This is a genomic window from Rhodococcus sp. ACPA1, assembly GCF_002300195.1.
GTDB lineage: Bacteria > Actinomycetota > Actinomycetes > Mycobacteriales > Mycobacteriaceae > Rhodococcus_F > Rhodococcus_F opacus.
The window spans coordinates 196,305-223,229 of sequence record NZ_NSDX01000013.1 but is presented as its reverse complement, the minus strand read 5'-3'; the positions used below and the strand labels follow the sequence as shown (position 1 = coordinate 223,229).

General features: G+C 65.1%; 25 protein-coding genes and 1 pseudogene. 24 read left to right on the top strand and 2 right to left on the bottom strand.

Annotated features, from left to right (window positions below; translation table 11 throughout):
• Window positions 1-244: 244 nt before the first annotated feature.
• From CJ177_RS42185 to CJ177_RS42145, 9 genes and pseudogenes are all read left to right on the top strand, one after another.
• Window positions 245-1,339 carry a phosphotransferase family protein gene (locus CJ177_RS42185; protein ID WP_095870572.1) on the top strand — a complete coding sequence of 365 codons (1,095 nt, stop codon included), beginning with the start codon at window positions 245-247 and terminating at the stop codon, window positions 1,337-1,339.
• A gap of 78 nt (window positions 1,340-1,417) precedes the next feature.
• Window positions 1,418-2,668, top strand: a complete 1,251-nt coding sequence (locus CJ177_RS42180; protein ID WP_095870704.1) for an acyl-CoA dehydrogenase family protein — start codon at window positions 1,418-1,420, stop codon at window positions 2,666-2,668.
• Between the two features lie 195 nt (window positions 2,669-2,863).
• On the top strand, window positions 2,864-3,307 hold the full coding sequence (locus tag CJ177_RS42175) for a Zn-ribbon domain-containing OB-fold protein (RefSeq protein WP_095870571.1): 444 nt from the start codon (window positions 2,864-2,866) through the stop codon (window positions 3,305-3,307).
• Window positions 3,304-4,455, top strand: a complete 1,152-nt coding sequence (locus CJ177_RS42170; protein ID WP_095870570.1) for a thiolase family protein — start codon at window positions 3,304-3,306, stop codon at window positions 4,453-4,455. Before CJ177_RS42175 ends, CJ177_RS42170 begins: the two co-directional genes overlap by 4 nt.
• A 20-nt stretch (window positions 4,456-4,475) precedes the next feature.
• Window positions 4,476-5,777, top strand: a complete 1,302-nt coding sequence (locus CJ177_RS42165) for an acyl-CoA dehydrogenase family protein (RefSeq protein ID WP_095870569.1) — start codon at window positions 4,476-4,478, stop codon at window positions 5,775-5,777.
• Window positions 5,778-5,818: 41 nt separating this feature from the next.
• Complete coding sequence (locus CJ177_RS42160; protein ID WP_095870568.1) at window positions 5,819-6,118, top strand: hypothetical protein; 300 nt, start codon at window positions 5,819-5,821, stop codon at window positions 6,116-6,118.
• A 10-nt stretch (window positions 6,119-6,128) separates the two neighbouring features.
• Window positions 6,129-7,646, top strand: a complete 1,518-nt coding sequence (locus tag CJ177_RS42155; RefSeq protein ID WP_095870567.1) for a class I adenylate-forming enzyme family protein — start codon at window positions 6,129-6,131, stop codon at window positions 7,644-7,646.
• Window positions 7,643-8,845, top strand: coding sequence for an acyl-CoA dehydrogenase family protein (locus CJ177_RS42150; protein WP_179443418.1), 1,203 nt, complete (start codon window positions 7,643-7,645; stop codon window positions 8,843-8,845). Before CJ177_RS42155 ends, CJ177_RS42150 begins: the two co-directional genes overlap by 4 nt.
• Before the next feature lie 19 nt (window positions 8,846-8,864).
• Window positions 8,865-9,061, top strand: a pseudogene (locus CJ177_RS42145) (NAD(P)(+) transhydrogenase (Re/Si-specific) subunit beta); the annotation flags it as partial.
• Window positions 9,062-9,136: 75 nt separating this feature from the next.
• On the opposite strand, the gene CJ177_RS42140 reads toward CJ177_RS42145, so the two are convergent.
• Both CJ177_RS42140 and CJ177_RS42135 read right to left on the bottom strand, forming a co-directional pair.
• Window positions 9,137-10,534 (bottom strand): amidohydrolase family protein, encoded by a 1,398-nt coding sequence (locus CJ177_RS42140; RefSeq protein ID WP_095870565.1) that lies wholly within the window; start codon window positions 10,532-10,534, stop codon window positions 9,137-9,139.
• Window positions 10,531-11,760, bottom strand: coding sequence for a CoA transferase (locus CJ177_RS42135; RefSeq protein WP_257014954.1), 1,230 nt, complete (start codon window positions 11,758-11,760; stop codon window positions 10,531-10,533). The genes CJ177_RS42140 and CJ177_RS42135 overlap by 4 nt, the downstream gene beginning before the upstream one ends.
• Before the next feature lie 45 nt (window positions 11,761-11,805).
• Here CJ177_RS42135 and CJ177_RS42130 point away from each other — a divergent pair, with 45 nt between their 5' ends.
• The 15 genes from CJ177_RS42130 (at window position 11,806) to CJ177_RS42065 (ending at window position 26,112) form a co-directional block, all read left to right on the top strand.
• The gene (locus CJ177_RS42130) at window positions 11,806-12,861 is read left to right on the top strand and encodes an enoyl-CoA hydratase/isomerase family protein (RefSeq protein ID WP_095870564.1); all 1,056 of its coding nucleotides are present in this window, start codon (window positions 11,806-11,808) and stop codon (window positions 12,859-12,861) included.
• An 83-nt stretch (window positions 12,862-12,944) separates the two neighbouring features.
• A complete protein-coding gene (locus tag CJ177_RS47760) occupies window positions 12,945-13,118 on the top strand; it encodes a hypothetical protein (RefSeq protein WP_179443403.1) in 174 nt (57 codons plus the stop codon).
• A 556-nt stretch (window positions 13,119-13,674) separates the two neighbouring features.
• The gene (locus tag CJ177_RS42125; RefSeq protein WP_095870563.1) at window positions 13,675-14,481 is read left to right on the top strand and encodes a FadR/GntR family transcriptional regulator; all 807 of its coding nucleotides are present in this window, start codon (window positions 13,675-13,677) and stop codon (window positions 14,479-14,481) included.
• Window positions 14,482-15,034: 553 nt separating this feature from the next.
• A complete protein-coding gene (locus CJ177_RS42120; RefSeq protein ID WP_095870562.1) occupies window positions 15,035-15,868 on the top strand; it encodes a mycofactocin-coupled SDR family oxidoreductase in 834 nt (277 codons plus the stop codon).
• Window positions 15,869-15,899: 31 nt separating this feature from the next.
• The gene (locus tag CJ177_RS42115; RefSeq protein ID WP_051033709.1) at window positions 15,900-16,091 is read left to right on the top strand and encodes a ferredoxin; all 192 of its coding nucleotides are present in this window, start codon (window positions 15,900-15,902) and stop codon (window positions 16,089-16,091) included.
• A 16-nt stretch (window positions 16,092-16,107) separates the two neighbouring features.
• The gene (locus CJ177_RS42110) at window positions 16,108-17,337 is read left to right on the top strand and encodes a cytochrome P450 (RefSeq protein WP_095870561.1); all 1,230 of its coding nucleotides are present in this window, start codon (window positions 16,108-16,110) and stop codon (window positions 17,335-17,337) included.
• A 50-nt stretch (window positions 17,338-17,387) separates the two neighbouring features.
• Complete coding sequence (locus tag CJ177_RS42105) at window positions 17,388-17,774, top strand: ester cyclase (RefSeq protein ID WP_009476052.1); 387 nt, start codon at window positions 17,388-17,390, stop codon at window positions 17,772-17,774.
• A 78-nt stretch (window positions 17,775-17,852) separates the two neighbouring features.
• On the top strand, window positions 17,853-18,794 hold the full coding sequence (locus CJ177_RS42100; protein WP_095870701.1) for a PDR/VanB family oxidoreductase: 942 nt from the start codon (window positions 17,853-17,855) through the stop codon (window positions 18,792-18,794).
• A 79-nt stretch (window positions 18,795-18,873) separates the two neighbouring features.
• The gene (locus CJ177_RS42095; RefSeq protein WP_095870560.1) at window positions 18,874-19,662 is read left to right on the top strand and encodes an SDR family NAD(P)-dependent oxidoreductase; all 789 of its coding nucleotides are present in this window, start codon (window positions 18,874-18,876) and stop codon (window positions 19,660-19,662) included.
• 58 nt (window positions 19,663-19,720) lie between these two features.
• The gene (locus tag CJ177_RS42090; protein WP_095870559.1) at window positions 19,721-20,956 is read left to right on the top strand and encodes an acyl-CoA dehydrogenase family protein; all 1,236 of its coding nucleotides are present in this window, start codon (window positions 19,721-19,723) and stop codon (window positions 20,954-20,956) included.
• Window positions 20,957-20,971: 15 nt separating this feature from the next.
• Window positions 20,972-21,736 (top strand): SDR family NAD(P)-dependent oxidoreductase, encoded by a 765-nt coding sequence (locus CJ177_RS42085; RefSeq protein ID WP_095870558.1) that lies wholly within the window; start codon window positions 20,972-20,974, stop codon window positions 21,734-21,736.
• Window positions 21,737-21,997: 261 nt separating this feature from the next.
• Window positions 21,998-23,323, top strand: coding sequence for a CaiB/BaiF CoA-transferase family protein (locus tag CJ177_RS42080; protein ID WP_257014953.1), 1,326 nt, complete (start codon window positions 21,998-22,000; stop codon window positions 23,321-23,323).
• A complete protein-coding gene (locus CJ177_RS42075; RefSeq protein ID WP_095870556.1) occupies window positions 23,323-24,498 on the top strand; it encodes a CaiB/BaiF CoA-transferase family protein in 1,176 nt (391 codons plus the stop codon). Before CJ177_RS42080 ends, CJ177_RS42075 begins: the two co-directional genes overlap by 1 nt.
• Window positions 24,491-25,672, top strand: a complete 1,182-nt coding sequence (locus tag CJ177_RS42070) for a lipid-transfer protein (RefSeq protein WP_095870555.1) — start codon at window positions 24,491-24,493, stop codon at window positions 25,670-25,672. The genes CJ177_RS42075 and CJ177_RS42070 overlap by 8 nt, the downstream gene beginning before the upstream one ends.
• A complete protein-coding gene (locus tag CJ177_RS42065; protein WP_095870554.1) occupies window positions 25,669-26,112 on the top strand; it encodes a Zn-ribbon domain-containing OB-fold protein in 444 nt (147 codons plus the stop codon). The genes CJ177_RS42070 and CJ177_RS42065 overlap by 4 nt, the downstream gene beginning before the upstream one ends.
• The last annotated feature ends 813 nt before the right edge of the window (window positions 26,113-26,925 follow it).

The window sequence follows — 26,925 nt, the reverse complement described above, 5'->3', positions numbered from 1 at the left end:
CGACACCGTGCACGAGCCCGTGGTCCGCTGGACGGCAGATCGGGTAATGAACGGCCGATGTCGACTTCGTCGAGGTCGTGGACGGGGCGTGAAGCCGGACGCCATGACGACAGGTTCTCTTTCGTTGCCAACGACGGTCGCAAATTGACTGGTACTTCTACAACCCCAGGAGCGGATTCATGCTCGGACGCTTCCGTTGGTGTGCAGTATCGCAGGATGCTGCCTTGACAAGGGAGAACATTCAGTGACTTCCACCGAAAACTCCGAACCCCGTTCGGAGCTCGCGCCGGTTCGCGCCGGCGAGGGCCTGGACTGGGATCGTCTTGAAAAGTATCTGCGGGCGCATCTTCCGGACCTGGACGGTGAGTTCTCGGTACTGCAGTTCCCTCGCGGTTCGGCGAACCTGACGTACCGGGTGATGTTCGGCGATACGCCGGTAGTGGTGCGTCGGCCACCGTTCGGCACGTTGGCACCCGGAGCGCACGACATGGCGCGGGAGTTCAGGGTGCTGTCGCGGTTGTACGCGCGATATCCTCGCGCTCCCCGAGCCCTGTTGCACTGCGCCGATCCGGAAGTGATCGGGGCGGAGTTCTTCGTCAACGAGTATCGAGACGGTGTCGTCGTGTGGGATGCCGTGCCCGAATCCATGCGGCATCTCGACGATGCCGGTGAGCGGATCGGCCTCGCGGTGATCGACGCGTTGGCCGACCTGCACGAGGTGGACCCGGACACGGTCGGTCTGGGTGATCTGGGCCGCCCCGAGGGATATCTCGATCGTCAGCTGCGCGGATGGCAGAAGCGATGGGCAGCAGCCGAGGCCGAGGTCGGCGAGGTGGACACGGTCACGTTGGTGCGCGACGTCGCCGCCCGGTTGGTGGCCCGCAAGCCGGTCAGCCAGCGCGCCGGCATCGTGCACAACGACTACAAGGTCGACAACTGTCAGTTCGCAGCGGACGATCCCAATCGGGTGACCTCGGTGTTCGACTGGGACATGGCCACGGTCGGCGACACCCTCGTCGATCTGGGCACCCTGCTGAACTACTGGCCCGACTCCACGGTCGATCCCTCTTCCGATGCGGCGTTCATCGCGGTGCCCGGTATGCATGCCCTCGGGCTGCCGCCGAGGCAGGCAGTGGTGGACAGGTACGCGCAACGCAGCACACTCGATCTGGATGAGATCGGGTGGTATGAGGCCTTCGGTTGCTGGAAGACCGTCGTGATCCTGCAGCAGCTGTACGCCCGCTACGTCCGCGGAGAGACGACCGATCCACGGATGGGTGAGCGCGGCGCCGCGGTTGCACCACTGGCCCGTCGCGCGTTGGACCTGTTGACGCCGTGATCCGCTCCGGCATCGGGGGTAAAGAGCGGCATGTCCGAAGATTCAGCACGAGCCGTGGGCTCGAAGGAGGTGGATCGGATGCAGAGTCCGAGCTTGGAAGAATTCCGCAACGAGGCGCGGTCCTGGTTGGCCGAGTCCGGTCTTGCACGGGCCGGTACGGATGACGGTGCTCCGGTCTGGGGGCGCGGCTCGGACGATGTCTCCGTGTTCCACAATCTGCCCTTCGAGGAGGAGAAGGCGCTCCTTGATCGGCTCCGGAACTGGCAGCGGACGAAGTTCGAGTCCGGGTATGGGGCCCTGACGTGGTCCGAGGAGTTCGGTGGTCGGGGGTTGTCACCGGAGTTCGAGGACGCATTCACCGTCGAAGAACAGGCATTCGACACCGGTGGCGCCCACGAACTGCTGTCGGTCACCCTCCATTTGATCGCGCCCACGATCCGTTTGTTGGGGACGGATGAGCAGAGGCAGCGATTCATCCGTTCGTTTCTGAGTGGACGTGAGCTGGGGTGTCAGTTGTTCTCCGAACCCGGGGCGGGATCGGATCTGGCGTCGCTAGGAACCCGCGCAGTGCGAGACGGCGACGACTGGGTGATCAGCGGTCAAAAGGTGTGGACTTCGGGTGCGCAGTTCGCGCAGTGGGGAGAGCTCATTGCTCGGACGGATCCGGACGTTCCCAAGCACCGGGGGATGACGGCATTTCTCGTTCCGATGGACTCGCCCGGGATTGCGATTCGACCGTTGCGCCAGATGTCGGGCGGCACCAGTTTCAACGAGGTCTTCTTCGACGAGGTGCGGATTCCGGACAGGTTGCGACTCGGCGATGTGGGGGCCGGTTGGAAGGTGGCGTTGACGACTCTCGGCTTCGAGCGGGGCGCCAGCTCGTCGACCGCCGGTGTCGGCGGCAGTTGGTTGCAGGCGGTGGGGCTGGCCGCGTTCACCCAGGCAGATGGCGACCCCGTCCTGAGGCAGCAGCTTGCCGATGTGGTCATCGCACACAAGCTCGGTGAAATCGCACATGCCCGGGACGAGCAGACCAGGAGTCAGGGTCACCCCCTCGGGGCAATCGGATCGGTCCGCAAGATGCAATGGGTCCGTCGGATGCTGGGAATCTCTGACTTCGTCACCGCCGCACTGGGACCCCGCCTGGCCGTCGACTCGGGCGAATGGGGCACTTTCGCCTGGGGGCAGCACGTGCTCGGCGTACCGGGCTACCGCATTGCCGGGGGCTCGGACGAGATCCAGCGGAACATCATCGCCGAGCGCATGCTCGGTCTGCCCACAGAGCAGCGCACTGATCGGACGACCTCTTGGCGGGAAAGCCGGCGCTGACGGGTATGCGCGCCGTCGACGTCGCGGCCCGCACGAATACTCTTGCCAAAGTTCCTCATGAGGAATAATGTGGGGGGACCCGCACGGCAGCCCCATCACATCGACGTCGTACTGCGAGCGTCGCACCGAAGGCCTGACCTCCGCGGCGACGAAGTCTGTGCCGCATGCGCACTCGAATAGGAAGGATCGAAAGCGATGCCGTCTCGATTGATCGACCGGACGTTGTTCACCACCGACATCGACACTGACGTCGCCCCTGCACTGTGCGGAAGCCGATGCGAGGACTGCGCGACGGTGACCTTCCCTTTCCGCGATGCGTGCCCGCGCTGCAGCCGCACGAATACCCGCCCCCACGAGCTTCCGCGTGAAGGCAGCCTGTGGGCGTTCACCGTGCAGGGGTTCGAACCGAAACCGCCGTACCGCTCCGACGAAGGCCCGTTCACTCCCTACGGGGTCGGATACGTCGACCTCGGCGACGTCCTGGTCGAATCCATCCTGACAGAGAACGATCCACGCAGGCTGCGCAACGGGGACCGCTACGGACTCCGACTGATTCCCGCGTTCACCGATCCGGACGGTACGACGGTGCTCACCTTCGCCTTCGCCCCCGTCGAGACGCAGAACGAGGAGCCTCGATGAACTCGAACGATGTGGCCATCGTCGGAATCGGAATCCATCCGTTCGGCCGTACCCCGGGGGTGAGCGGGCGGACGCAGGGCGTCTACGCGGCCCGTCAGGCTCTCGCGGATGCTGGCGTGGAGTGGAAGGACATCGGATTCGCCTACGGGGGAAGTTATTCCGCTGGAGACGCGGACACCTTGGTGTCGGACCTCGGCATGACCGGTCTTCCGTTCATCAATGTGTCGAACGGATGCGGTACCGGAGGCTCGGCGCTCACCTCGGCGCGCCATGCGATCCTGTCCGGTGCATACGACGTGGGCATGGTGGTCGGCTTCGACAAGCATCCCCCGGGGGCATTCAACGAGGATCCGGAAAACCTAGGGCTCGGATCGTGGTACGGCGAGACCGGAATGATGGTCACCACGCAGTTTTTCGCCATGAAGATCCAGCGCTACATGCGCATGCACGGCATCGAGCACGCGACCCTCGCCGAGGTGGCTGCGAAGGCGTTCCGGAACGGATCACGCAATCCGAACGCGTGGCGGCGCAAGCCCCTATCGGTCGAGGAGATCGCCGGCGCACCGATGATCAGCTATCCGCTCACGCAATACATGTTCTGCTCGCCGGGCGAGGGTGCCGTGGCGCTGATCCTCGCGAGGGCGGATCGCGCCAAGCAGTACACCTCTACGCCGGTTTACCTGCGGTCCTGTGAATTCCGCTCGCGCCGCTTCGGTTCCTTCGAGGTGTACAGTCCCTGGACCTCACCGACCGTTTCGGACGGCCCCAGCGTCGAGGCGGCCACGGCTGCCTTCGAATCCGCCGGAATCGAACCGCGCGAGATCGATCTGGCGCAGATCCAGGACACCGAGTCCGGAGCCGAGATCATGCACATGGCCGAGACCGGACTGTGCGAGCACGGTGAGCAGGGCATCCTGATCGGATCCGGTGCCACCGAAATCGATGGCCGGCTGCCGATCAACACCGACGGCGGCGTGCTCGCGAACGGCGAACCTATTGGCGCGACCGGGCTACGCCAGGTCTACGAGAACGTCCTGCAGTTGCGCGGTGACGCCGGTGAGCGGCAGGTTCCGAACTCACCCCGCGCCGCCTTCACCCACGTCTACGGCGCCCCAGGCATCAGTGCCTGCACCGTCCTCACACGCTGATTATGGAGAAAAACATGGCAATGAGCTGGGGATTCGAACCCGACGACGAGTACCGCAAGGACCTCGAGTGGGTCGACGAATTCGTCACCACCGAGATCGAACCGGTCGACCGCGTCGTCGAGCATGCGTGGAACGTCAATGACCCGATTCGCAATTCGCTGATCAAGCCGCTTCAGGGGCAGGTCCGGGAGCGCAAGCTGTGGGCGTGCCACCTCGGTCCAGACCTCGGCGGCCCCGGGTACGGCCAGCTCAAGCTCGCGCTGCTCAACGAGAAGCTCGGCCGCACCCACAGCGGACCGGTCGTGTTCGGCTGCCATGCACCGGATTCGGGTAATGCGGAAATCCTGGCGCATTACGGCAGCGACGAGCTGAAGGAGCGTTATCTCGCGCCGCTGCTCGAGAACGAGATCGTCTCCGCGTACTCGATGACCGAACCCAGGGGAGGCTCGGACCCGACCGCGTTCACCACCCGTGCCGAGTTGGTGGGAGACGAATGGGTGATCAACGGGGAGAAGTGGTTTTCCTCGCACGCCAACTTTGCATCGTTCTTCATCGTGATGGCGGTCACCGACCCCGATGCCGACCGACATCACCGAGCATCGATGTTCGTTGTCCCGGCGGACACCCCTGGTATCGAGATCATCCGTAACGTGGCGGTGGCCGGGCACGAGAGTCTCGGTGGTACGCACGCCTACATCCGCTACACCGACGTGCGCGTCCCGAAGGACCACCTGCTCGGCGAGCGCGGTGAGGGCTTCGCTGTGGCCCAGACGCGGCTCGGCGGCGGCCGGATCCACCATGCGATGCGAACCGTCGGACTCGTCCAGCAGTCCCTGGACATGATGTGTGAGCGCGCCGTGTCGCGGCAGAGCCGCGGCGGCACCCTCGCCGATCACCAGCTTGTCCAGGAGATGATCGCCGATTCCTGGATCCAGCTTCAGCAGTTTCGTCTGCTGGTGCTGCAGACGGCATGGAAGATCGACAAGTACAACGACTACCGCAAGGTCGTCATCGACATCTCCGCCGTCAAGGCCGCGATGCCGAAGGTGCTGCTCGACGTTGCCGGCCGCGCCATCCAAATCCACGGCTCCCTCGGAATCTCCACCGAGATGCCGTTCGGTAGCTGGGTGATGGAGAGCTTCCACATGGCACTCGCGGACGGCGCCACCGAGCTCCACAAGATCCAGGTCGCCAAGCAGTTGCTGCGCGGCGTCGAACCCGCGGCCGGCCTCTTCCCCTCCGGTCACCTGCCGGCGCGGCGGGAGCAGGCACTGGCGAAGTTCCGGGACCTGTTCGTGGACGACGAACTCGTCCTGAGCTGAAAACCTCACACCCGTTCCTCAGCACCGAGAAGGAAGACGACATGAAACCGGGAACCAAGCTTCGTAGCACCGTGTGCAATACGACCGTGGTCATCGTACGGCCGGCGGGTGAGCTGGTCATCGAATGCGGCGGACAGCCGATGGTCGATGCAGCAGACCCCGCCGACGGCACCGGTCAGCCCGCTGCCGGTCTGGCCGACGGTACGCAGGTCGGCAAGCGCTACGAGGACCAGAGCACCGGGCTCGAGGTGTTGTGCGTCAAGGCCGGTGTGGGATCACTGACCGTCGACGGCCGCCCGCTCACGCTCAAGTCCGCGAAACAGCTTCCGTCGTCGGACTAAGGAGAGATTGATGAACCTTTCGATGCTCCTTGAGATGGCGGCAGAAAACGCATCCGACCGAGTCGCGGTCGGGCCGCGCGACGGGGGGATCACATATGGCCAGCTGCTCGACCGGGCACGCACTCTCGCCACCGAGTTGACAGCTTCGGACCACGCACACGTGGCACTACTGGACCTGAATGGTCCGGTAGTTCCGGTTCTTCTCTTCGGGGCGGCCGCCGCCGGAGTTCCTCTCGCACCGCTGAACTATCGGCTCCCCGACGATCAGCTCGACCAGGCGGTTGCACGACTCGCACCGGCAACGGTCGTGGTCGGCGAGGACGCGGCCGGTCGGCTGACGGCTCGAGACGACGTGGTGTTCCGGCGAACCGAAGACATCCTGCAGGCCGCATCCATGGGTACGGCTCACCCGGATCTACCTTTCGTGGACCCGGACGACCCGGCGGTGCTGCTGTTCACTAGTGGAACCACCGGTGCACCGAAAGCGGCGGTCCTGCGGCACCGGCATATGACGAACTACATCGTCGGCACCGTCGAGTTCGCGGACGCGGACGAGGACGAGGCAATCCTGATTTCGGTGCCGAACTATCACATCGCCGGTATCAGCTCGGTGCTCAGCTCCGTTTACGCGGGACGTCGCATGGTGCAACTGCAGTCATTCTCGCCCGAGGGTTGGGTGGAACTCGTTGCAGTGGAGCGCGTCACCCAAGCCATGGTGGTTCCGACGATGCTGGGCCGAATCCTCGATGTTCTCGAAGCAACCGGCACCCGGTTGCCGACGTTGCGTACCCTGTCCTACGGCGGGGGCCGGATGCCGCAGCCGACCGTCGAAAAAGCGATGAAACTGCTTCCCCATGTCGACTTCGTCAACGCCTACGGGCTGACCGAGACGAGCTCGACGATCGCGGTGCTCGGCCCGGAAGACCACCGTGCCGCGCTCTCGAGCAACCTTCCCCAGATCCGGGCACGCCTGGGATCGGTCGGCCGACCCCTGCCCTCGGTCGAGGTGGAAATTCGAGACCACACCGGGACACCGGTCCCGGCCGGGGAGTACGGGGAAGTCGTCGTCAGAGGCGAGCAGGTCGCCGGCGAGTACACCTCCCACAGCGCACTCGACGCCGACGGTTGGTATCCGACGCGGGACCGTGGCCGGCTCGATTCCGACGGGTATCTGTTCCTCGACGGACGCGCCGACGATGTGATCGTCCGCGGAGGCGAGAACATTTCCCCCGGTGAAATCGAAGACGTTCTCACCACACACCCGACGGTCGCCGAAGCCGCGGTCGTCGGTGTCGCCGACCCCGAGTGGGGCGAGCGAGTCGAAGCGGTCGTCGTTGCCGCGTCCGATACAGGGATTCTGGAATCCGATTTGCAGCAGTGGGTCCGGGAGCGACTGCGGTCGACCCGGGTGCCGGCACAAATCCACCAATGGACAGAGTTGCCGTTCAACGAGACCGGAAAGCTGCTCCGGCGCGCCCTGCGAGACGAACTCCACGCCCGCGCCCAACTGAGAGAGGCGAACCGATGATCCTACGAGCGGACGACGATCTCGCTGACCTCCGAAAGGTACTCCGAGACTTCCTCGACGAAGACGACATCACCACAGCGCCCGAGGGCCAACCCCGTTGGGACCCGGCACGATGGGCCCGTGCGTGCGAGGAACTCGGGCTCGCCGGCGTCGCGGAACCTGAAGAACTGGGCGGTGCCGGAATCGGTGTCGCAGGCCTGGCGATCGTGCTCGAGGAAGCGGGACGGGTGCTCTCGCCCCTGCCGATCCTCAGCTCGGTCGTTCTCGCTCAGGGTCTACTCGCTCGGGCCGGCGACGAAAAGGCGCGAGCGGAAATGCTTCCAGCGTTGCTCGAGGGATCGCGGACGGCGACAGTTGCACTCGGCGCACTCGGCGCACTCGGCGCACTCGGCGCACTCGGCGCACTCGGCGCACTCGGCGCACTCGGCGCACTCGGCGCACTCGGCGCACTCGGCGCACTCGGCGCACTCCGCGACGACGGTACCGTGCCCGAAGACCTCGAGTCAGCGGCACAGGCCGACGGAACCTGGACGGTCACGGGTTTCACCTCGTTCGTGCTCGATGGCGCCACCGCTGGGTGGGTGTTCGTTCGAGCCCGCACCACCGACGGCGCGCGGCTGTTCGTCGTCGACACCGACGATCCCCAGGTCAGGTGCACCGTCCAGGAATCCATGGATCTCACCCGGTCCTTCGCCCGGCTTGACTTCAAGGGGGCGACGGCGCGCCCCGTGGGAGCGCCGGGTATTTCGGACACGTTCCTCCCCGATCTGCAGAACCTTCTGACGGTCGCGGTGGCGTGCGAACAACTGGGCGGCGCGGAGGAAGCCTTGCGCATGGCGGTCGACTACGTGAAGGTTCGCGTGCAGTTCGGCCGCGAGATCGGCTCTTTCCAGGCGATCAAGCATCGCTGCGCAGACCTGGCCATCGCCACCGACGACGCCCGCTCCGCCACGGTCCACGCGGTATGGGCACTGCACGAAGAATCCGAACAGCTGCCGATGGCGGCTTCGATGGCTGCAGTCGTGTGCACCCGCACCTTCCAGGACTGCGCCCGCGAGAACATCCACCTTCATGGCGGCATCGGATTCACCTGGGAACATCCGGCCCACCTGTACTTCCGACGCGCCACGAGTGATGCCGCCCTATTCGGGGACATCAGAAGCCACCGCGAGAATGTCCTTGTGGCTGCCGGGATCTAACGAGCGTCGCATCGAGGTCGCGGGACCCGCCGGTGCGGGCGGCACGGTCAAGGCCACTCCGCCTCGGATGCGGCAATCCAGATGGCGTACGCCAACCAGGTGATCGTGGTGCCCGACTACGGCCTGGCTTAGCGCTGTCTTAGCGCAGGCGCACGCGGTCAAGAGATGACCTCCGTGGAGGTCAAGTACGCCATACACCCGGTCGCCGGCCGGATGAAGAAGATGGCCTCCGAGGTCACCGAGGAACTCAGGGCGCTGTAACTACCCAACCGGCAACACGTCCAGTACCACTCAGCACAGGTATCGGACTCGGCCGCCGATGACGGTGCAGCGCACTGCTTCCGCGGTCGGCGCGGCCAGTACGTCGACGATCGGGCGATCGAGCAGCACCAGATCCGCGGGTGCACCCGGCGCCACCGTGCGCAGCGGACCGCCCGGCCGATCCAACGGGCTCAGGTACCGGTCGAGTGCCTCGGCAACGGTGATCGTCTCCTGTTGCCCGACGATGTCTCCGGTGGAGGCGCGGCGGGTGGTTGCGGCGGTGATCACCGCCCACGGATCGAGCGGACCGTACGGGGCGTCGCTGGACAGGGCGACCGCGACGCCACCGTCGAGCAGGGACCGGCATCGGTACAGGTCCGGTAGATCCCTTGCCTCGACCCGATCCAGGTAGTCGTCGCCGCGGTGCGCGAGAAAGCCGGGCTGTGTCACCACACACAACCCGCGCCGGTGCAGTTCGCCGATCGACTCGGCCGGGACCAGCGCCCCATGCTCGATCCGGTCTCCGGGCCGGGTGCCGACATCGTCGAACACGGCGAGCAGCAACAGTAGTGCCTCGCGGCTGACACAGTGCACCGCCACCGGCCGACCGCAGGCGTGGGCGCGACGGACGACGCCGGACAGGGCCTCGAAGTCGGGCAGTCCCGAGTCGGCGAGAACGATCTTGTACGGGCCGGCCGTCACAGTCGCCGGCCACTGCGCCGGTTCGTCGCCCAGCGGCACACCGAGCAGCTGCAGTCGCTGCGGCACCGCACCGGAGACGTGGGCATCGACGAGCGCGGCCAGCGAGTCCGGCGGCAAGTCCGGCGTGGCGTCGGTGACCCCGGTGATCCCGAGGCGGGCCAGGTCTGCCCCTACGGCATCGAGCGGTGGTGGCCCGGTGGCAGGCAGCCGTTCCCGCAGCCAGGCGTCGGCCCGCCACACCCGGCCGGTGGGCCGGTCGTCGTCGTCGCGCTCGACCCCCGGATGGTGTGCGCAGTCCAGCCCGACCAACGCGGAGGCGGCCGAGTTGAGGACCCACATCGCGCCGCTGCGGTGCTGCACGCGCACCGGCCGGCGTCCGTGCAGCCGGTCCAGCGCCGCGGCGTCGAGCAGGCCAGCAACGGTCTCGACGTAGCCGACCCCGCGGATCCAGCCGTCGCCGGGCGCGGCGTCGAGCGCACGGGCCAGGTCACCGGGCGTGCGCACGTGCGGAGGTCCGCATTTCACCGACGACGCGTCCGCGGCCGTCGCGTGCAGGTGCAGGTGATGATCGTGCAGACCCGGCAGCAGCGCACCGCCCAGGCCCTCGATCACCTCGGCGCCGCCGGCATCGAGTCCGGTGCCGATCGCAACGACCCCCCCGTGACGGATCATCACGTCACATAGACCGACCGGCAAATCGACGCCTGTGAAGAGGAGACCGGTCATCTGGTGATACGCAACTCGGCGAGTACCAGTCCTGTGTCGCGGCCTGGACCAGCGACGATGCCGCGCGGCTCGCGCCGACGTGGCTCAGCGATCTCCACAATCCCCGATGCCGCCTCGACGCACCAACGATTCCCATCTCGATAGGCCTGTCGCACAGAGGTCTCTGTCTCGTGCAGCGTTGCTGCCACCACCGACGACATCGGGATGTCCCACAGCATGCCGGCACCGTCGGCGGGAGTCGACATCGCAAGAGCCGCGGCGGTGATCCCGGTCAGCGGATCGGCGATCGCATCACCGACGAACATCAGTCCATTGTTGTCACGAGCGACGAGCCCAGCAGTGGCGGCGATGTCATCGCCGAACCCGACACTGTTCGAGTCGCGTCCGTGCGCGGTGATCGACACCCACGTTGCTCCGTTGGAGACATACTCGGCAGCGTCGAGACCGAATCCGAGCAGCGCGCGCGGACGCGACGCCTCGATGACAATGTCGGCCGCCGAGACCAGCGCCGCCAGATCGGTTCGGTCCCGGGGAAGAGAGGGATCCAGCGTCACCGCCTCATGGCCGCCGTGCAGCAGGCGATAGAAATCGGGATGCCCACGCCGGGCGCCGTCCGGCCGGCGAGCAGTTTCCACCTTGATCACTCGTGCCCCAGCCAAGCCCAGCAGATGCGCACACAGTGGACCGGCCCACAGGGCGCTGAAGTCGACGACGAGCAGTCCGGCAACCGGACGCGGCGCGAGGGGACGTAGCGGTGCCGGTGCGGGTACCGGCGACATGACAGGGCCGGCCGCCACACCGAGCATGTGCGCGCGCTCGGCGAGTTCGGAACCTGAGTGCTCGCGCAACCACTCTTCTACTGCGGGCCACGGGTCGTCGCCGACGTCGGCGCCGACGAGGGCGCCAATCAGCAGCGGGTCGTCGGGCCGCGCGCAGGAGACAGCGGCCCAGCCGTCGGCCGTCGGCAGCAATCGGCACGCGCCGCCTGCCGACGTCCTGCCGGCGCGGCGGTGTCCGGTGAACGCGGCCCGCTCGGCCAGAAGGCGTGCTCCGTCGAGCTGCACCGCTCCGCCGGTGACGTCGGCGATCCACGCGGTGCACTCCCGCGCGACCGAGGCCGCGTTACCTGGGGGAATCAGAGGTGGACCGTCGGGAGGGCCGGTGAGAGAGGCGATTCCGCTCTCGGCCCAGTCTCGCACCGGGTCCGGGTGCGTGAGGGTCGACACGCTGTCGATGCTACATTCCGCGGGACCCACTTCAGGACGGCGGACATGGACACAGGCGTACGAGTCATTTCGACAGCAGAACTCGCGGCCGGCGCGGCGGACACACCGATTCTCGACGCCAATGCTGCCCTGCTCGAACCCGTGCTGATCGTCGACCTGGACGATACCGACGAGGTAACCGCCGCCGTGGCCGCTCGCCGCCTCAGGTCGGACCGGCTGCTCGTCGGCCGCTGCACAAGTACCGTCCCCGAGGCACTCGCCCCGCTGACCGCCGCGCTGGACCTGACCTACGCGGTGGGCCCCGACCCCGCGGACCGGGCGGTGATCGGCACCGACGACGTCGACACGGCGCTCGCCGAGTTCATCGCCTGCGTCGGGCGCTACCCACAGTCGGCACTCGTCGCCGGAGAGGTCGTACGCGCCTCGGAGAGGCTGCCGGTGCCCGAGGCGATCGACGTCGAATCGCTCGCCTACTCCACCCTGCAAGGAGGAGCCGAGTTCCGCAGCTGGCTCGACGAGCGCCGCCGCCTCGGCCGGCCGATCCCGCCGCCGCCCGTCGCCGATCCGGTGCTGATCGAGCGCGACGGCGACATCCTGCGAATCACGCTCAATCGCCCCGAACGGCGAAACGCCTACGGCACCGCACTACGCGACGCCCTGGTCGAGGCGCTGCGGCTGCCGCTGCTCGACGACACCATCGGCACGGTGGTCCTCGACGGTGCAGGATCCTCGTTCTGCGCGGGCGGTGATCTCGATGAGTTCGGCCACACCCCGGACACCGCCACCGCTCACCTGATCCGAACCCGCGGCGGCGCCGGACGCCTCGTCGCGCAACTCTCGGACCGCACGGTGGTGCATCTGCACGGCCACTGCATTGGCGCCGGCATCGAGATTCCCGCCTTCGCAGGCCGCATACTCGCCCGACCCGACACCGTCTTTCGGCTGCCCGAGGTGACGATGGGGCTGCTCCCCGGCGCCGGCGGCACCGTCAGTGTGCCGCGCCGCATCGGACGCTGGCGCGCGCTCCACCTGTTCGTCACTGGGGCTGCACTCAAGGCACAACGAGCACTCGAGTGGGGACTGATCGACAAGATCAACTGAGCTGCACAAGCAACACCGGACCGCACGCAACGGTCACCGCCCACTGAGCACACTCAAGTGTTGCGGCAGCTCCCCGGCCAGGCGTGAGGTTCCTGGTTAACGCTGCCCTGGCGCCTACTATCCTGTACGCCGCCGGCAATTCCGGTGGCGCGCCCACCAAGGGGTTCTACGGAGGCGCCGGCGGGACCATCTCGCTCGGGCTGGTGTTCGGCTACCTGGCGGGACAGGAAGCAGCCCGGCGGCGCGATGACGCCTGAGCATGATGTTTGTGACCTCGACCGTCGAGACGGCGGGTCGAGGTAACCTCTCTCGGAAAACAGCCTTCGCCGCAGGTGATCGCATCACCCATCGTGCGCTGCTCGTGGTGAGTAAGCAACGGGATCTCCTCGGCCGAGCCACTCGGAAGGCGTGTAGCGGGCGACGCTGCACACATTCTCCGTCTCCCACCACGGCTTGACCGGGGGCATTGTCGAGGAAGTGCTGCGCAGACCGAGCGGATCGGGCGATCGGCCCCGCCGTCGTCACGACGGGGTCTTCGGTGGATCGTGACGATTTCCTGCTGCCCCGGCAGAGGCCGCCCGTGCTCGCTACCGCGCGTCGATCGGAGGCGACTCGCACGAGCGATTGTGGCCGCCACGGTCGCCCTGGGTGAGCTCAGCGTGCCTTTACGACCTCGAGGGGAGATTCCCGCGTCGGAGTAGGGGGGAAACATCATGATAATATCCGATGTGATGTCCAGCACGTCCGCGTTCTAGGGTGCCGCGCACCGGGAACCGTTGGTGTGTGGGTCCGGTACTCGAAGAGGATGGTGCGATGGTCGTACGCAGCGAAGGGACGCGCAAGCGCGAGACGAACGGTGACCGCCCGATTCCGATCGCGGCGGGCGGATCCTCGCTGCTCCGACCGCTCAAAGCGGCAGAAGTCATCGCGCGGAACATTGTGGGCGACATCCGTGCTCAGAACCTCCGGCCGGGCGACGGACTTCCCTCGGAGGCGGCGATGCTCACGCAGTACGGTGTGAGCCGAGAATCGCTGCGGGAAGGATTGCGCCTACTCGAGGTGCAGGGAATGATCGCGATTCGACGCGGCCCCGGCGGCGGTCCCGTGGTCGGGTCTGTGGGCGCAGCACACCTCGGACGAGTCTCGGCGTTGTTCTTTCACATGTCGGGTGCCACCTATCAGGAACTGTTCGAGGCGTGGGTGTGGGGACAGGGAGAGCTGGCCGAGCGTGCGGCTCGGCATCCCGACGCCGCCATGCGCGCCTCCACGATGGCGCCGTTCATGGACGGGCACCACCACGAATCCGACGAGCTCCTCGAGGGCTACCTTGAGGAGCATGCCGGGTTTCACGGGGCGGTTGCCTCGTTGGTTCGCAATCGGGTCCTCGAGTTGAGTCTCGAATCCTACGGCCAGATCGTCGCGCACCACGTCGCCATGGTCGACGACCCACGCGCCCTCCGAAGCGTTCTCGTCGATGATCATCACAGGATTGCCAGGGCGGTCGCTGCTGGGCAGCCCAAGCGCTCCCGCGATCTCATGGAAGAGCACTTGCGAGCCGTTGTCGACTACTGCCGGGATCGCCTGGGAGGATCGCTCGATTCGGCGATTGAATGGTTGTGAGCTGACGCCGAACTGGCTACGCGCGCAACCGGCGCGCCTGGGCTGAGGAAAATATCGAACGCCGACTTCATAGTGTCGGTCGGCGTGTTTCTCTGCGGCTGAAATGCGCCGCGCCGGGGATCTGATCTCCCCCGAAATCTGTCGTACCCGAATCGGATTCGGGCGGCTTCGCACGATATGCGTACTTGTTCTGTCCTGCCTCTCTTCGTGGGTCGGCGAGTCTCGAACGGCTCGCGATCCGCTTGTGCTTTGCGGGTCCCGATGAGATTCCTCACGCTGTGGGCGGACTTGTTGAAAGTGCTGGTCAAGCCAATTTTGTCAAGCCGTCGAGGTGGTGCAGCGCAAATCGCGATCTCCCCTTGACATCGGAGTTTCTCATGAGCAATAGTGATCTCATGTTGTCCGGGGTGTGACTGGATCAACACGACCCTACGAACCGGGGATCGACAGCTTGCTGCGATGCGCTCCCGACATCTCTTCTTCTGCTTGGCGTCGCCTTTTATTCAAGTACCTGGCGTAACCGTCGAGACAGCTGCCAATAGGAGGCAATCAAGTGACACGGCTGGATGGCAAGATCGCGTTCATCACTGGTGCTGCACGCGGACAGGGGCGTACCCACGCCGTCCGGCTTGCGCAGGAAGGCGCCGACATCGTTGCGGTCGATCTGTGCAGGCAGCAGGCCAACCTCGATTACACGTCCGGCACTCCCGAGGACCTCGAGGAGACGGTGCGGCTGGTCGAAAAGGAAGGCCGCCGGATCATCGCGCGTGCCGCCGATGTGCGGGACCAGGCATCGTTGGATGTGGTTGTCGAAGAGGCGCTCGGTGAGTTCGGTGGGATCGACATCCTCGTCTCCAACGCCGGCATCTCGAACCAGGGATCGGTGGTCGGGCTCACCGACCAGCAGTGGGAAGACATTCTCGGTACCAACCTCGTCGGAGCCTGGCATTCGTGCCGCGCAGTGCTGCCCTCGATGATCGAGCGCGGCGCGGGTGGGTCCGTCATCTTCGTCAGCTCAACGGTCGGGTTGCGCGGTGCGCCCGGGCAGGCGCACTACAGCGCTTCCAAGCATGGCATGCAGGGTCTGATGCTGTCGCTGGCCAACGAGGTGGGTCAACACAACATCCGGGTCAACTCGGTCAATCCCGGCGCCGTCAACACCGAAATGGCGATCAACGAGAGCCTGCTGAAGATGTTCCTTCCCGATATCGAGAACCCGACTCCCGCGGACGCGGCAGACCTTTTCAGCAACCTCACGCTTCTCCCGATCCCGTGGGTAGAGCCCGAGGATGTGAGCAACGCGGTGCTGTGGCTCGCCTCGGACGATGCCCGATTCGTCACTGGCGCAGCGATTCCCGTCGACGGCGGACAACTCGCCCGCGCCTGAGGTGCACCGGATGACATCGATTGGAGTCGAAATGACGAACAAGGTATCGGTAGATCAGGACTTCTGCCAGGCGCACGGTAGGTGCTACGCAATGTTCCCTGATCTGTTCGAACCCGACGACGAGGGCCGCGCACAGGTGAAGAACGACGGCGCGGTGCCGGAGTCGAACACGGTAGACGAGATCCTGGCCGTGTGCCCCGAAGCCGCTATTACCTCCGTGTGAGAGACAGGTATTGGAAATGACTGAACAGTTGCAGTCGGAGACGACCACGACCGGTCGATGCCCCGTCGATATGTGGTCGTCGGAGTTCAACGACAATTTCTGGCCCGAGATCAATCGCATGCAGAAACTCGACGAGCTCAGCGTCCATACCCAGGGCGATACCCCGTGCTACGTGGCCACCCGCTACGAGGATGTCTTCAAGATCCTGCGTGACTGGAAGCGCTTCTCCTCAGAAGGGGGCGTCGCGATTCTCGGCCACGACAACCGGGCGGCGCCTCCGAAGAACGAGGGCCGGTTCCTGCCCGAGGATCTCGATCCGCCGGCACAGACGGACTGGCGAAAGATCCTCAACCCTGAACTGACGGAAGAGAAGATGAGAGTCTTCGCGCCGTCGATCACCGCCGAAATCGATACGCTCCTGGACGCGGGGATCGACCGTGGCCGGTTCAGCGTCATGGAAGACTTCCTGCGCCCGCTGCAGCTGCGGGCGGTCTTCAGTAATCTGCTCCAGCTCGAGGGCGACAAGATCGACGACTGGATGCAATGGGCTCACGATATCTTCGTCGGCGAGACGGCGGAGGCGTCGGAGAATGCGTTCGTCAGCCTGTACGCCGCCATCGAAGCCCTGGTCAAGGCGCGTATGGCCGACCCGATCGAGGACGACCTGGTCAGCCTGGTGTGCCAGGTCAAAGAGATCGACGGCCGCGAGCCCACCCTGTCCGAGCGCATTGCCGTCGTACTCCCGCTGTCGATCGCCGGCCTGGAATCGACCGGAACCATCCTCGGCGGCATCGTTCACCACCTCGCCACTCATCCCGACGACCTGACCGAACTGGTGGAGAATCCAGATCTGGTTCCCAACGCCGTCGAAGAAGGCCTTCGCATGTTCGCGAATGTCACTGCACTCCAACGGACCACCACATGCCCCGTCACAGTCGGCCAGACCGATCTCGACGAGGGCGCCAAGGTATGGACGTCCTACAACGGGGCCAACCGTGACGAAACGAAGTTCCCGAACCCGCACCAGTGGGACCTGCACCGCAAGGACAAGAACCACATTGCCTTCAGCATCGGTCCACACCGGTGCCTCGGCTCCAACTTCGCGCGCGTGATGATGATTCTCGTACTCGAGCGGATCGTCACCAAGATGCCGAAGTTCACACTGGTGGAGGGACAGACCATCGGCTACCACTCGATGCCCACCCGCGGAATCCACGAGTTCGACATCGAAGTACTCACCGACTGACGACCCCCCACCCCATCCCTGGCCATCTCACGTAGAAGGACTGATTACTCATGACCAACCCGGCTCCGGAAGAACTGTTGGCGCAGGCCCACAAGGTCGTCGATGCGTGGAACAACCTCGAACTCGACGTGCTCCACGACCTCGTCGACGAGAACATCGTGGTGGTGCACCAGAATCGGGGCGTCGCGGCAACCGGTCGCGACCTCATGATCGAGACGGTAAAACAGATGAAGCAGGTGTTCCCCGACCGCTCGATCGGTGAGACCACCCGCTGGGCAGTGACCGGCAACTCGGTCCTGCGCGAGACCACGTGGCAGGGCACCGCGACAGCGGATGTTCCCGGGTTCGGCAAGGCCGGCGAGTTCTGCAAGCTCAACGTCCTGTCGATCATGACGTTCGAGAATGGTCGGTTGACCGAGTGGTGCGATTACGGATAGGCCGCGGCGTTCCCTCGAAGCGGGTTGGTCCTGCTTCGAGGGAGTCGGCACCTTTCGACAAACTTCTGGGAAGTGAACATGAACCTCGATCTTCGCGTCGTCGAACGACGCACGGTCGCCGACGGCATCGTCGAACTGGCACTCGAAGCCGACAGCGGTGACGCACTTCCGCGCTGGGAACCCGGATCCCACATCGATCTTCACGTGGGCAACGGATTGATTCGCCAGTATTCGCTGACCGGTTTCGGCGTCGCCGACACCCGGTGGGTCATCTCGGTGCTGCGGGAGCCGAACAGTCGCGGCGGTTCGGTGTCCGTTCACGACTCGCTCGCGGAGCAGTCGTCGGTCACAGTCAGCACGCCCCGCAATCATTTCCCTCTCGCCGGTGGCGTCGCGGTTCAGTTCGTGGCCGGTGGGATCGGCATCACCCCTCTCATCCCCATGATCATGCAGCTCGAGCGTGAAGGCCGGGATTGGAAGTTGTTCTACGCCGGACGATCGCGGGCCAGCATGGCCTACCTCGACGAGTTGGCCCAGTTCGGCGATCGGGTCCAGATCTGGCCGGACGACGAACGGGGGATGCCCGACATCGACGGGCTCGTCACCGCCACAGATCCGCAGACCATCATCTACTCCTGCGGTCCAGAAGGGCTGCTGGCCACGTTGGAAGATGTCTGCACCGCCGGGCCGGTGAAGCGGACTCTGCGCACCGAGCGTTTTGTGGCAAAAGAGATCGAACTGGACGGACCCGATCACGACATCGACGTCGAGTTCGCACAGTCCGGTATCACGGTCACCGTTCCCGCAGATCGAACGATCCTGTCCGTGGCGGAGGAGAACGGAATCGACATTCTGTCCTCGTGCAACGAGGGAACCTGCGGAACCTGTGAAACTCCCGTCCTCGACGGCATTCCAGACCACCGGGATTCGGTGTTGACCGACGATGAGCGTGAATGCGGTCAGACCATGATGCTGTGCGTGTCACGCGCGCGCTCGGTCTCCCTGCGTCTCGACGCGTGATACATCCGTTGATTCGGACATCGGTAGTGGCGCTGAACCCGCAGTCGCGCAGCGGACAGAACACAAGGAGAGCTGTGTCGTGAGCCGAGAGATCGGAAACCAGGGTGCGCTGGCCGGGCAATACGTGCTCGTCACAGGTGCCAGCGAAGGCATCGGGCTCGGCATCGCGAAGGGAATGGTGGAAGCCGGCGCCGCCGTGATGATCGCGGCCCGTCGGCGACCACAACTGGAGGTGGCCCGTAAGGAACTGCTCGAGCTGGCCGCGCCCGGTCAGCAGGTCGAGATCGCGGAAGTGGACATCCGTGACCCCGAATCGGTCGGCGCGATGTTCGAACTCGTAGACCGCACCTTCCCTACGCTCAACATCTTCGTCGCCAACGCGGGCAGCGGGTCGATGGTCCCGTTCCTGGAGATGACGGAGGAGGTGTGGATCAACACGATCGACTTGAATCTCACGGGCACCTTCCGCTGCTGTCACCAGGCCGCGACGCGGATGGCGGCACGTGAGGACAAGAGCGAGAATGCGGCGATTCTGGTGCTCTCGTCGGTCCGCGCACTGGGGACGCGGCCAGGCACGATCCACTACGCGACCACCAAGGCGGGGCTCAATCAGTTCGTGCGCGTGGCAGCCTATGAGCTGGCTGAGCAGGGTGTCCGTGTCAACGCCCTCTCGCCCGGTATCACCGCAACCCCGATGGCGTTGGAGCGGAACCCGGAGGTTTTCGAGAGGATGGCCGCGACAGTTCCCTTGGGTCGAGCCGGCAGCGTGGAAGACATGGCCGCGGCCGCGGTGTTCGTGTGCAGTCCGAGCGCGAAGTTCATCACCGGCACCAACCAGATCGTCGACGGCGGAGAGTCGTTGTACTGAGCGCCGGCGCTTCTCGGATGGCCGGGGCGCCTTTCGCCGCACAAATTTCGGAGGTTGTATGACCCTGTCAGAGTTTCGTGAACAGGCCGCGCAATGGCTGCGCGAGAACGTCGGCGCCGTCGCGGGCACCACGGAGCGGGACCCGTTCGATGTGGCGGTATTCCATTCACTGCCATTCGAGGCGGAACAGGCATTGCTCGAGGAACACAAGCGGTGGCAGCGTATCAAGTTCGACGCCGGCTACGGTGCCCTCGACTGGCCGATCGAGGATGGCGGCGCCGGATTGAGCGTCGAGCACGCCGATGTGTTCGCGAGGGAGGAGTCGCTACTGTTGCCGTTGGCGCCACACGAGTTGTTCTCGGTCACGATGCACTTGATCGCCCCGACCATTCGGATCCTCGGGACGCCGAGACAGAAAGAGACCTTCCTGCCCTCGATGCTCCGCGGCGAACTCCTGGCCTGCCAGTTGTTCTCCGAGCCCGGTGCCGGCTCGGACCTCGCCTCCCTCGGCACCCGCGCCGTCCGGCACGGCGACGAATGGGTGATCAACGGACAGAAGGTGTGGACCTCGGGGGCGCAATTCGCCGAGTGGGGCGAACTCATCGCACGCACCGATCCCGACGTACCCAAACATGCGGGAATGACCGCGTTCCTCGTGCCGCTCGACGCACCGGGTGTGGAGGTACGCCAGATCCGGCAAATGTCCGGAGGTACCAGTTTCAACGAGGTCTTCTTCACCGACGTCCGTGTCCCGGATCGTCTGCGACTGGGCGAGGTGGGGGCAGGCTGGAATGTCGCGTTGACGACCCTGGCATTCGAACGAGGCGGAAACTCCAACACAGCGGGAGTCGGCGGACAGTTCAGCCAGCTCGTTGCCTCCGCACGCGCTTCCGGACGGATCGGTGATCCACAGATTCGGCAGCAGCTGGCCGAGGTCTACCTTCGCCAGACTCTGGCCGAGATCGACCTGCTGCGCGATCGCCAGGCACGGGCGGCGGGAGGCGCCCCCGGCGCGGTGGGATCGGTGCGCAAGGTCCAGTGGGTGGACAAGCTGAAGCTGGTGTCCGACACCGCCACTGCGATACTCGGACGGACGCTACTGGCCGACACGGGGCGACCGGGAACATACGCGTGGAACGAGCACGTTCTCGGGGCACCCGGTTACCGCATTGCGGGCGGCTCCGACGAGATCCAGCGCAACATCATCGCCGAACGACTGCTGGGGCTCCCCGCAGAAGCGCGGGCCGACAAGGGCAAGTCGTGGCGTGAATCGACGTCGCGCTCGCGCGCCTGAACGAATCGAGGAACCATGAGTACCGATCGACACAATCTCGCCGGCAAGGTAGCCCTGATCACCGGCGGCAGCAGGGGTCTGGGAGCCTCGATGGCCTGGGCGTTCGCAGAAGAGGGCGCACACGTCGTGATCGCGAGCCGCAAGGTCGAGCCGTGCCGGGAACTCGCTGCGGAAATCGAGGCCAAGACCGGGGTCAAGGCCCTCGGTGTGGCGGCGCACGTGGGTGACTGGGCGACTCTACCGACGCTGATCGACGAGGTGTACACGAACTTCGGCAAGTTGGACGTGCTGGTCAACAATGCCGGCATCGCACCGCTGTATCCGAGTATCGAAGAGGTGAGCGAGGAACTGTTCGACAAGATCGTCGACGTGAACCTCAAGGGTCCCTTCCGGCTGAGCGCCCTCGCCGCGACGCGAATGACCGCAGCGGGCGGCGGATCGATCATCAACATCAGTAGCAACGCGTCCGAGCGACCGGCCCCCGCCTACATCCCGTATGGCGCAGCCAAAGCCGGTCTCAACTCGCTGACCAAGGGACTCGCGTCCGCCTACGGACCCGAGGTCCGCGTCAACTGCGTGATGGCCGGCTCCTTCTTCACCGACATCAGCAAGGGGTGGGACATGGACGAATTCGACGATCTCGCGGGGGCCTGGCCCATCTCGCGTGGTGGCAGGCCGGAGGAGATCGTCGGGGCGGTGCTGTACTTCGCCGGCGATTCGTCGAGTTACACCACGGGGACGATCCTGCCGGTCGACGGTGGGCGAATGGCCGTCGGATAATCCGTTGCCGGTCCCCTGACAGACCTCGCCTACTTGATTGGCCGCTGCGAACTTTCAGCGCCAATCCCTTCGAACCCCGCGCATTGCCCCCCGGTGCGCGGGGTTCGCAGTTTGTGCGGGTATTTCCCTGCATCAAGCCTCTTGCCATATTTCCTCATGATAATTATGCTCGGTGCAGCGGGAGTGACCCGAGGCACACGAACTGCCGGTGAGTGAGCTGCCCGGCTGAAACCCCGACAACACGACGAGGATGGGAGGCACGTGGTGACGGCAATAGAGCACACGCGGCCAACGCAGACACACCTGGACAGCGGGCGCCTGCCCCAACAGCGCACGGGACCGCTTGCCGGTGTGCGGATCGCGGACTTCTGCTGGATGGGCGTCGGTGCTGTCGCCACCCGCCTGCTGGCAGATTTCGGCGCCGAGGTCATCAAGATCGAGACACGTGATCGTCTGGACATGCCCAGGCGCTTGCCCATCTACAAGAACGAACTGCGTTCGTACGGAGACGAAGATCCGAATCCGGATCCGAACAAGGGCGGGCTGTTCAACAACTACAGCCGCAACAAGCTCGGCATCACCGTCAACATGAAGACCGAACGGGGCCAGCAGTTGGTGCGGCAGCTGATCGCCGCCAGTTCGGTCGTGACAGAGAACTTCGCACCCGGTGTCATGGAGAAGTGGGGACTGACCTACGACGACCTGCGTGAGATCAATCCCGAGATCATCTTCGCGCGGATGAGCGGATTCGGGCACAGCGGGCCACACCACCGATTCAAGAGCTACGGCCCGGTGATCCAAGCGGTGTGCGGCCTGTCCTTCATCTCCGGTCTGCCGGACCGGGAGCCATCCGGCTGGGGACTGTCCTACATGGACAACCAAGCCGCCTACTACAATTCGGTGGCACTCATGATGGCGATCATGCAGCGCAACGCCACCGGCAAGGGGCAGGAGATCGATGTTTCTGCCGTCGAGGCCGGCATCAATCTGATCGGACCGGACCTGCTCGACGTGTCCGTGAACAAGGCCACCACCCGGAGACCCGGATACCCGAACGGTAACCGCCTGAACAACCCGCAGGCGGCCCCGCACGGTGTCTATCCAGCGGCGGGCGAGGACAAATGGCTCGCAATCGCGGTGTTCGACGATGCGGACTGGTCCCGGTTCGTTACAGCACTCGGCAATCCCGAATGGGCGTCATCACCGGAGTTCGCGAATCAATCCTCGCGCTTCGCCCACCAGGACCAGCTCGACGAACACATCTCCCGCTGGTCCGCCGGTCGGCCCGCACGCGAGTCGATGGAGTTGTTGCAGACTGCCGGTGTGGCTGCCGGCGCCGTACGGAACTCGCAGGACCTCACCGAATCGGACCCCCAGATCGATCTACGTGGAACATTCTTCGAGTTGGATCACCCGGTCATCGGTATGGCGAAATTCGAAGGCTCACCCATGCAGTTTTCCCGCACCGTCCAGGACAATTGGCGCAGCGCACCACTACTCGGGGAAGACAATCAGTACGTGTTCGGGGACATCCTCGGACTCGGCGCGGATGAGATTGCGACGCTTACCGCAGAGGGCGTGATCTGATGGAACTCGCATACAGTGGACTGGTCGTCGTCGAACTCGCCGACGATCCGGCCGGCGAATATACCGGCAAGCTCCTTGCCGATCAGGGCGCCGACGTCATCAAGGTCGAGCCCCCCGGTGGCGCGGCGAGCCGACATATCGGACCTTACGCGGGTGGCGATGTCGATCCGGACAAGAGCCTGAACTTCTGGACGTACAACACGTCGAAGCGTTCGGTCACCGTGGACACCGATCGCGAGGAGGGACGCGCTGCACTTGCCGATCTCATCGCCGGCGCGGACATTCTTCTGACCACCGGCCGGCCGGTGGATCTCGAAGCGCAGGGAGTGGACCTCGAACGGCTGTGCGCGGAGCAACCTCGGCTGATTGCACTGTCGGTCTCCCCGTTCGGATTGACCGGCCCGTGGGCGAATTACCGCAGCTCCGACCTGGTCGGTCTCGCGATGGGCGGGCTGCTCACCACGTGTGGGTACGACGATCATTCGATTCCGCCGATCCGTCCCGGCGGAAATCAGGGCTACATGACCGCCGCGAGCTTCGCGCTGTGCGGACTTCTTCTTGCACTCATCGAGCGCCAGAACACCGGACAGGGGCAATTGGTCGACGTGTCCATGCACGAATCGATCGCGGTCACGGGTGAGTTGGCAAACCCCTACTGGTTCTACCCGAAGGCGCTGGTGCAGAGGCAGACCTGCCGCCACGCCCAGCCGGAGCCGACGCAGCCGGCGTTGTTCCAGTGCGCGGACGGGGTGTGGGTGTACTTCGCTCTCATTCTCGCTGACCAGCATGCGTGGAAGGCACTGACCTCGTGGATGGAATCGGCCGGCGTCGCGGCGGATCTCGTCGACGACGAGTACCTGTCGCTGGCGTATCGGCAGGAGAATTTCTCGCACATCCAGGAACTGCTCGAGGTCTTCTTCCTCATTCAGGATTCGGGAACCGTCTACCGCGAGGGCCAGGGGCGCGGTCTGCCGATCGGACCTTTGCGGGCCCCGGAAGAGTTGTTCGACGACGAGCACCTCGCCGAACGCGGGTTCTTCGTCCCCGTCGAGATGCACGACGGCTCCAGTGCGCTCTTTCCCGGCACCCCGTACCGATTCTCCGGTGGTGACGGCGCGCCGACCCGTCCACCACGCCTCGGCGAGCACACGGAACAGGTTCTGGCACATGACTGATCGATGGCAACGCGACGTCTGCGCAATCGCTGGGGTCGGGCAGAGCGTCTTCTCGAAGAACTCCGGTGTGAGCGTGACAGCTCTCGCGGCGGACGCGGCGCTCGCTGCGCTGGCAGATGCAGGCATAGACCCCGCCGATGTCGACGGTATCGTTCGCAACGACATGGACCTCGTGTCCTGCGCGGCTCTCGGCGATGCGATCGGCGCACGCAATCTGACCTACTACGGTGAGGCTGGTCCGGGTGGGTCGGGTCCCTGCGCGATGGTGGCACAGGCCGTCGCCGCGATCATGAGTGGACAGGCGGACACCGTGGTGGTCTTCCGCTCCCTCAACGGTCGCTCCGGCAACCGGTTCGGACTCTCCGCCGAGCTGGATCCCGTCATCGGCGGCGCCGAGTCGTTCACAGAGTTCTTCGGCCCGTACGGGTTGCTCTCCCCGGGCATGTTCTTTGCGCTCATCGCGCAGCAGTACATGAACGAGACCGGGTTGAAGTCCGAGCAACTCGCGAACATCGCACTTGTTGCGCGCAAGCACGCCAACAACAATCCGGCGGCGCAAATGCATCACCGTCCGATGACGTTGGATGACTACATGGACTCGCGCATGTTGTCCACACCGTTGCGTCTGTTCGACTATTGTCTCGAAACCGATGGTGCCGCGGCGGTTGTCGTCACCACGACCGAACGCGCGAAGGACCTGCGGCAACCCCCCGCGGTGATCCGTGCCGCGGCCATGGCGAGCGGGCCTCGCCCGCAACCGGGGCAGATGTATCCGGTACTGATGCGCGAGGATCCACTATCGATGCCGTCGCGGCAGTGCGCGGAGACACTCTATGCGCGTGCAGGTCTCGGGCCCGAGGACGTCGACTCCGCGCAGCTCTACGACTGCTTCTCCATCACTGCGCTGTTGCAGATCGAAGATTACGGCTTCTGCGCCCGAGGGGAGGCCGGCGCCTTCATCGAATCCGGTGAACTCGAAGTCGGCGGGGCGATGCCGTTCAACACGAGTGGAGGTCATATGTCCGAGGGGTACATCCACGGAATGAACCATGTCGTCGAAGGTGTTCGGCAGATTCGCGGACAGTCGTCGAACCAGGTGGAGGGGGCGTCGGTGTCCCTCGTGACGTCGGCACCGCCGCCGTCCACCGCGGCGCTGATCCTGGTGTCGGCATGAGCGCCCGGCTGGCACCGCGGGTCGACGACCCGGCGAGTCGCGGTTTCTTCGAGTTGGCGGCGGAAGGGAAACTCGGTGTCCTCACCTGCACGGACTGCGGAGCCCGGGTCCATCTGCCCAGGCCCCGGTGTGTGGGATGCGGCGGAAACAATCTCGAATGGTCCGCCGTAGCCGGCCGCGGCCGGGCGAAGTCGTGGACCGTCGTGGAACACCAGGTCCATCCACTCTTTCCGGTGCCGTACACGGTGGTCCTGATCGACGTCCACGGTGAACAGAACGTCCGGATGATCGGCCATCTACCCGGCAGGGTGGACGTCGACGAGACCACCGAATTCGTGGTCGAATTCGAGGATCTCGGACCCGACCGTGAAGGCAACGCCAGGGTGCTTCCCAAATGGACCATCGCGAAGGAACGCGTGGGGGACAACCGCAGGATCTGACCGGGTCCAGGTCGCCCGCACAAAGGAAAGTTCGAGGCGCATCTCCACCGCCACATGAAGGGTGGGTTTGCAATTGCCGACAGGGGTCGTCACCCGGCTGCCCACTGGCAGTCCAGGCTATCTCGGAATACCGGGCAGCTGGGTGGACGGAAACCGTCATCTACCGAATGCATACCTAGCCGCAGTGAGGGAAAACTCGCGAATCCAATGGCCTGCTCAGGCCCGAGTAGATGTGTTGAATACCATGAACCCTGCAGAATATCGCCACTGGCGTCAAAGGCGTCGCGCCGCGTGGATCGAAGTCAACCGCAAACGCACACATCCTGACAACGACGCGGAGCTCCTCATCGACTTCGCCCGGAGGTGGGCACCATACGGGGGTCCCACGACGGAAGAGATCCTTGTGAACTTCGGAATGACAACGCGCCGGTTCGTCGAGCGTTTGTGGCAGGTCATTCCCGAGTCGGACTGTGACCAGGAAGAGATACGCAGCTTGGCGAGCGCATACCCGCATCATCGGCGTCCGAGCGGTTCCTAACCCATTCGGTAAGGCAGTCGGCGTTCGTGTACTGGACGGTCAGGCGATTGACGGCCCGACAGATCCCAAGAACTTCCACAACGATTCGGAGTCAACAACATAGGCAGGAAATGGTTGCCGGTCGGCGAGCGGCTCGCTGGCTCCCGGGCGTCACCCTGATACCCGTCGGCGGGCGAAGCCAGCATTGCGGTCACGATCGCGGCGTGGAAGACCGTTCGGGGCTGCCCCGATCTCGGTTCGTCCTCGCGCCCGGCGATCCCGACCTGCTCGCGGCG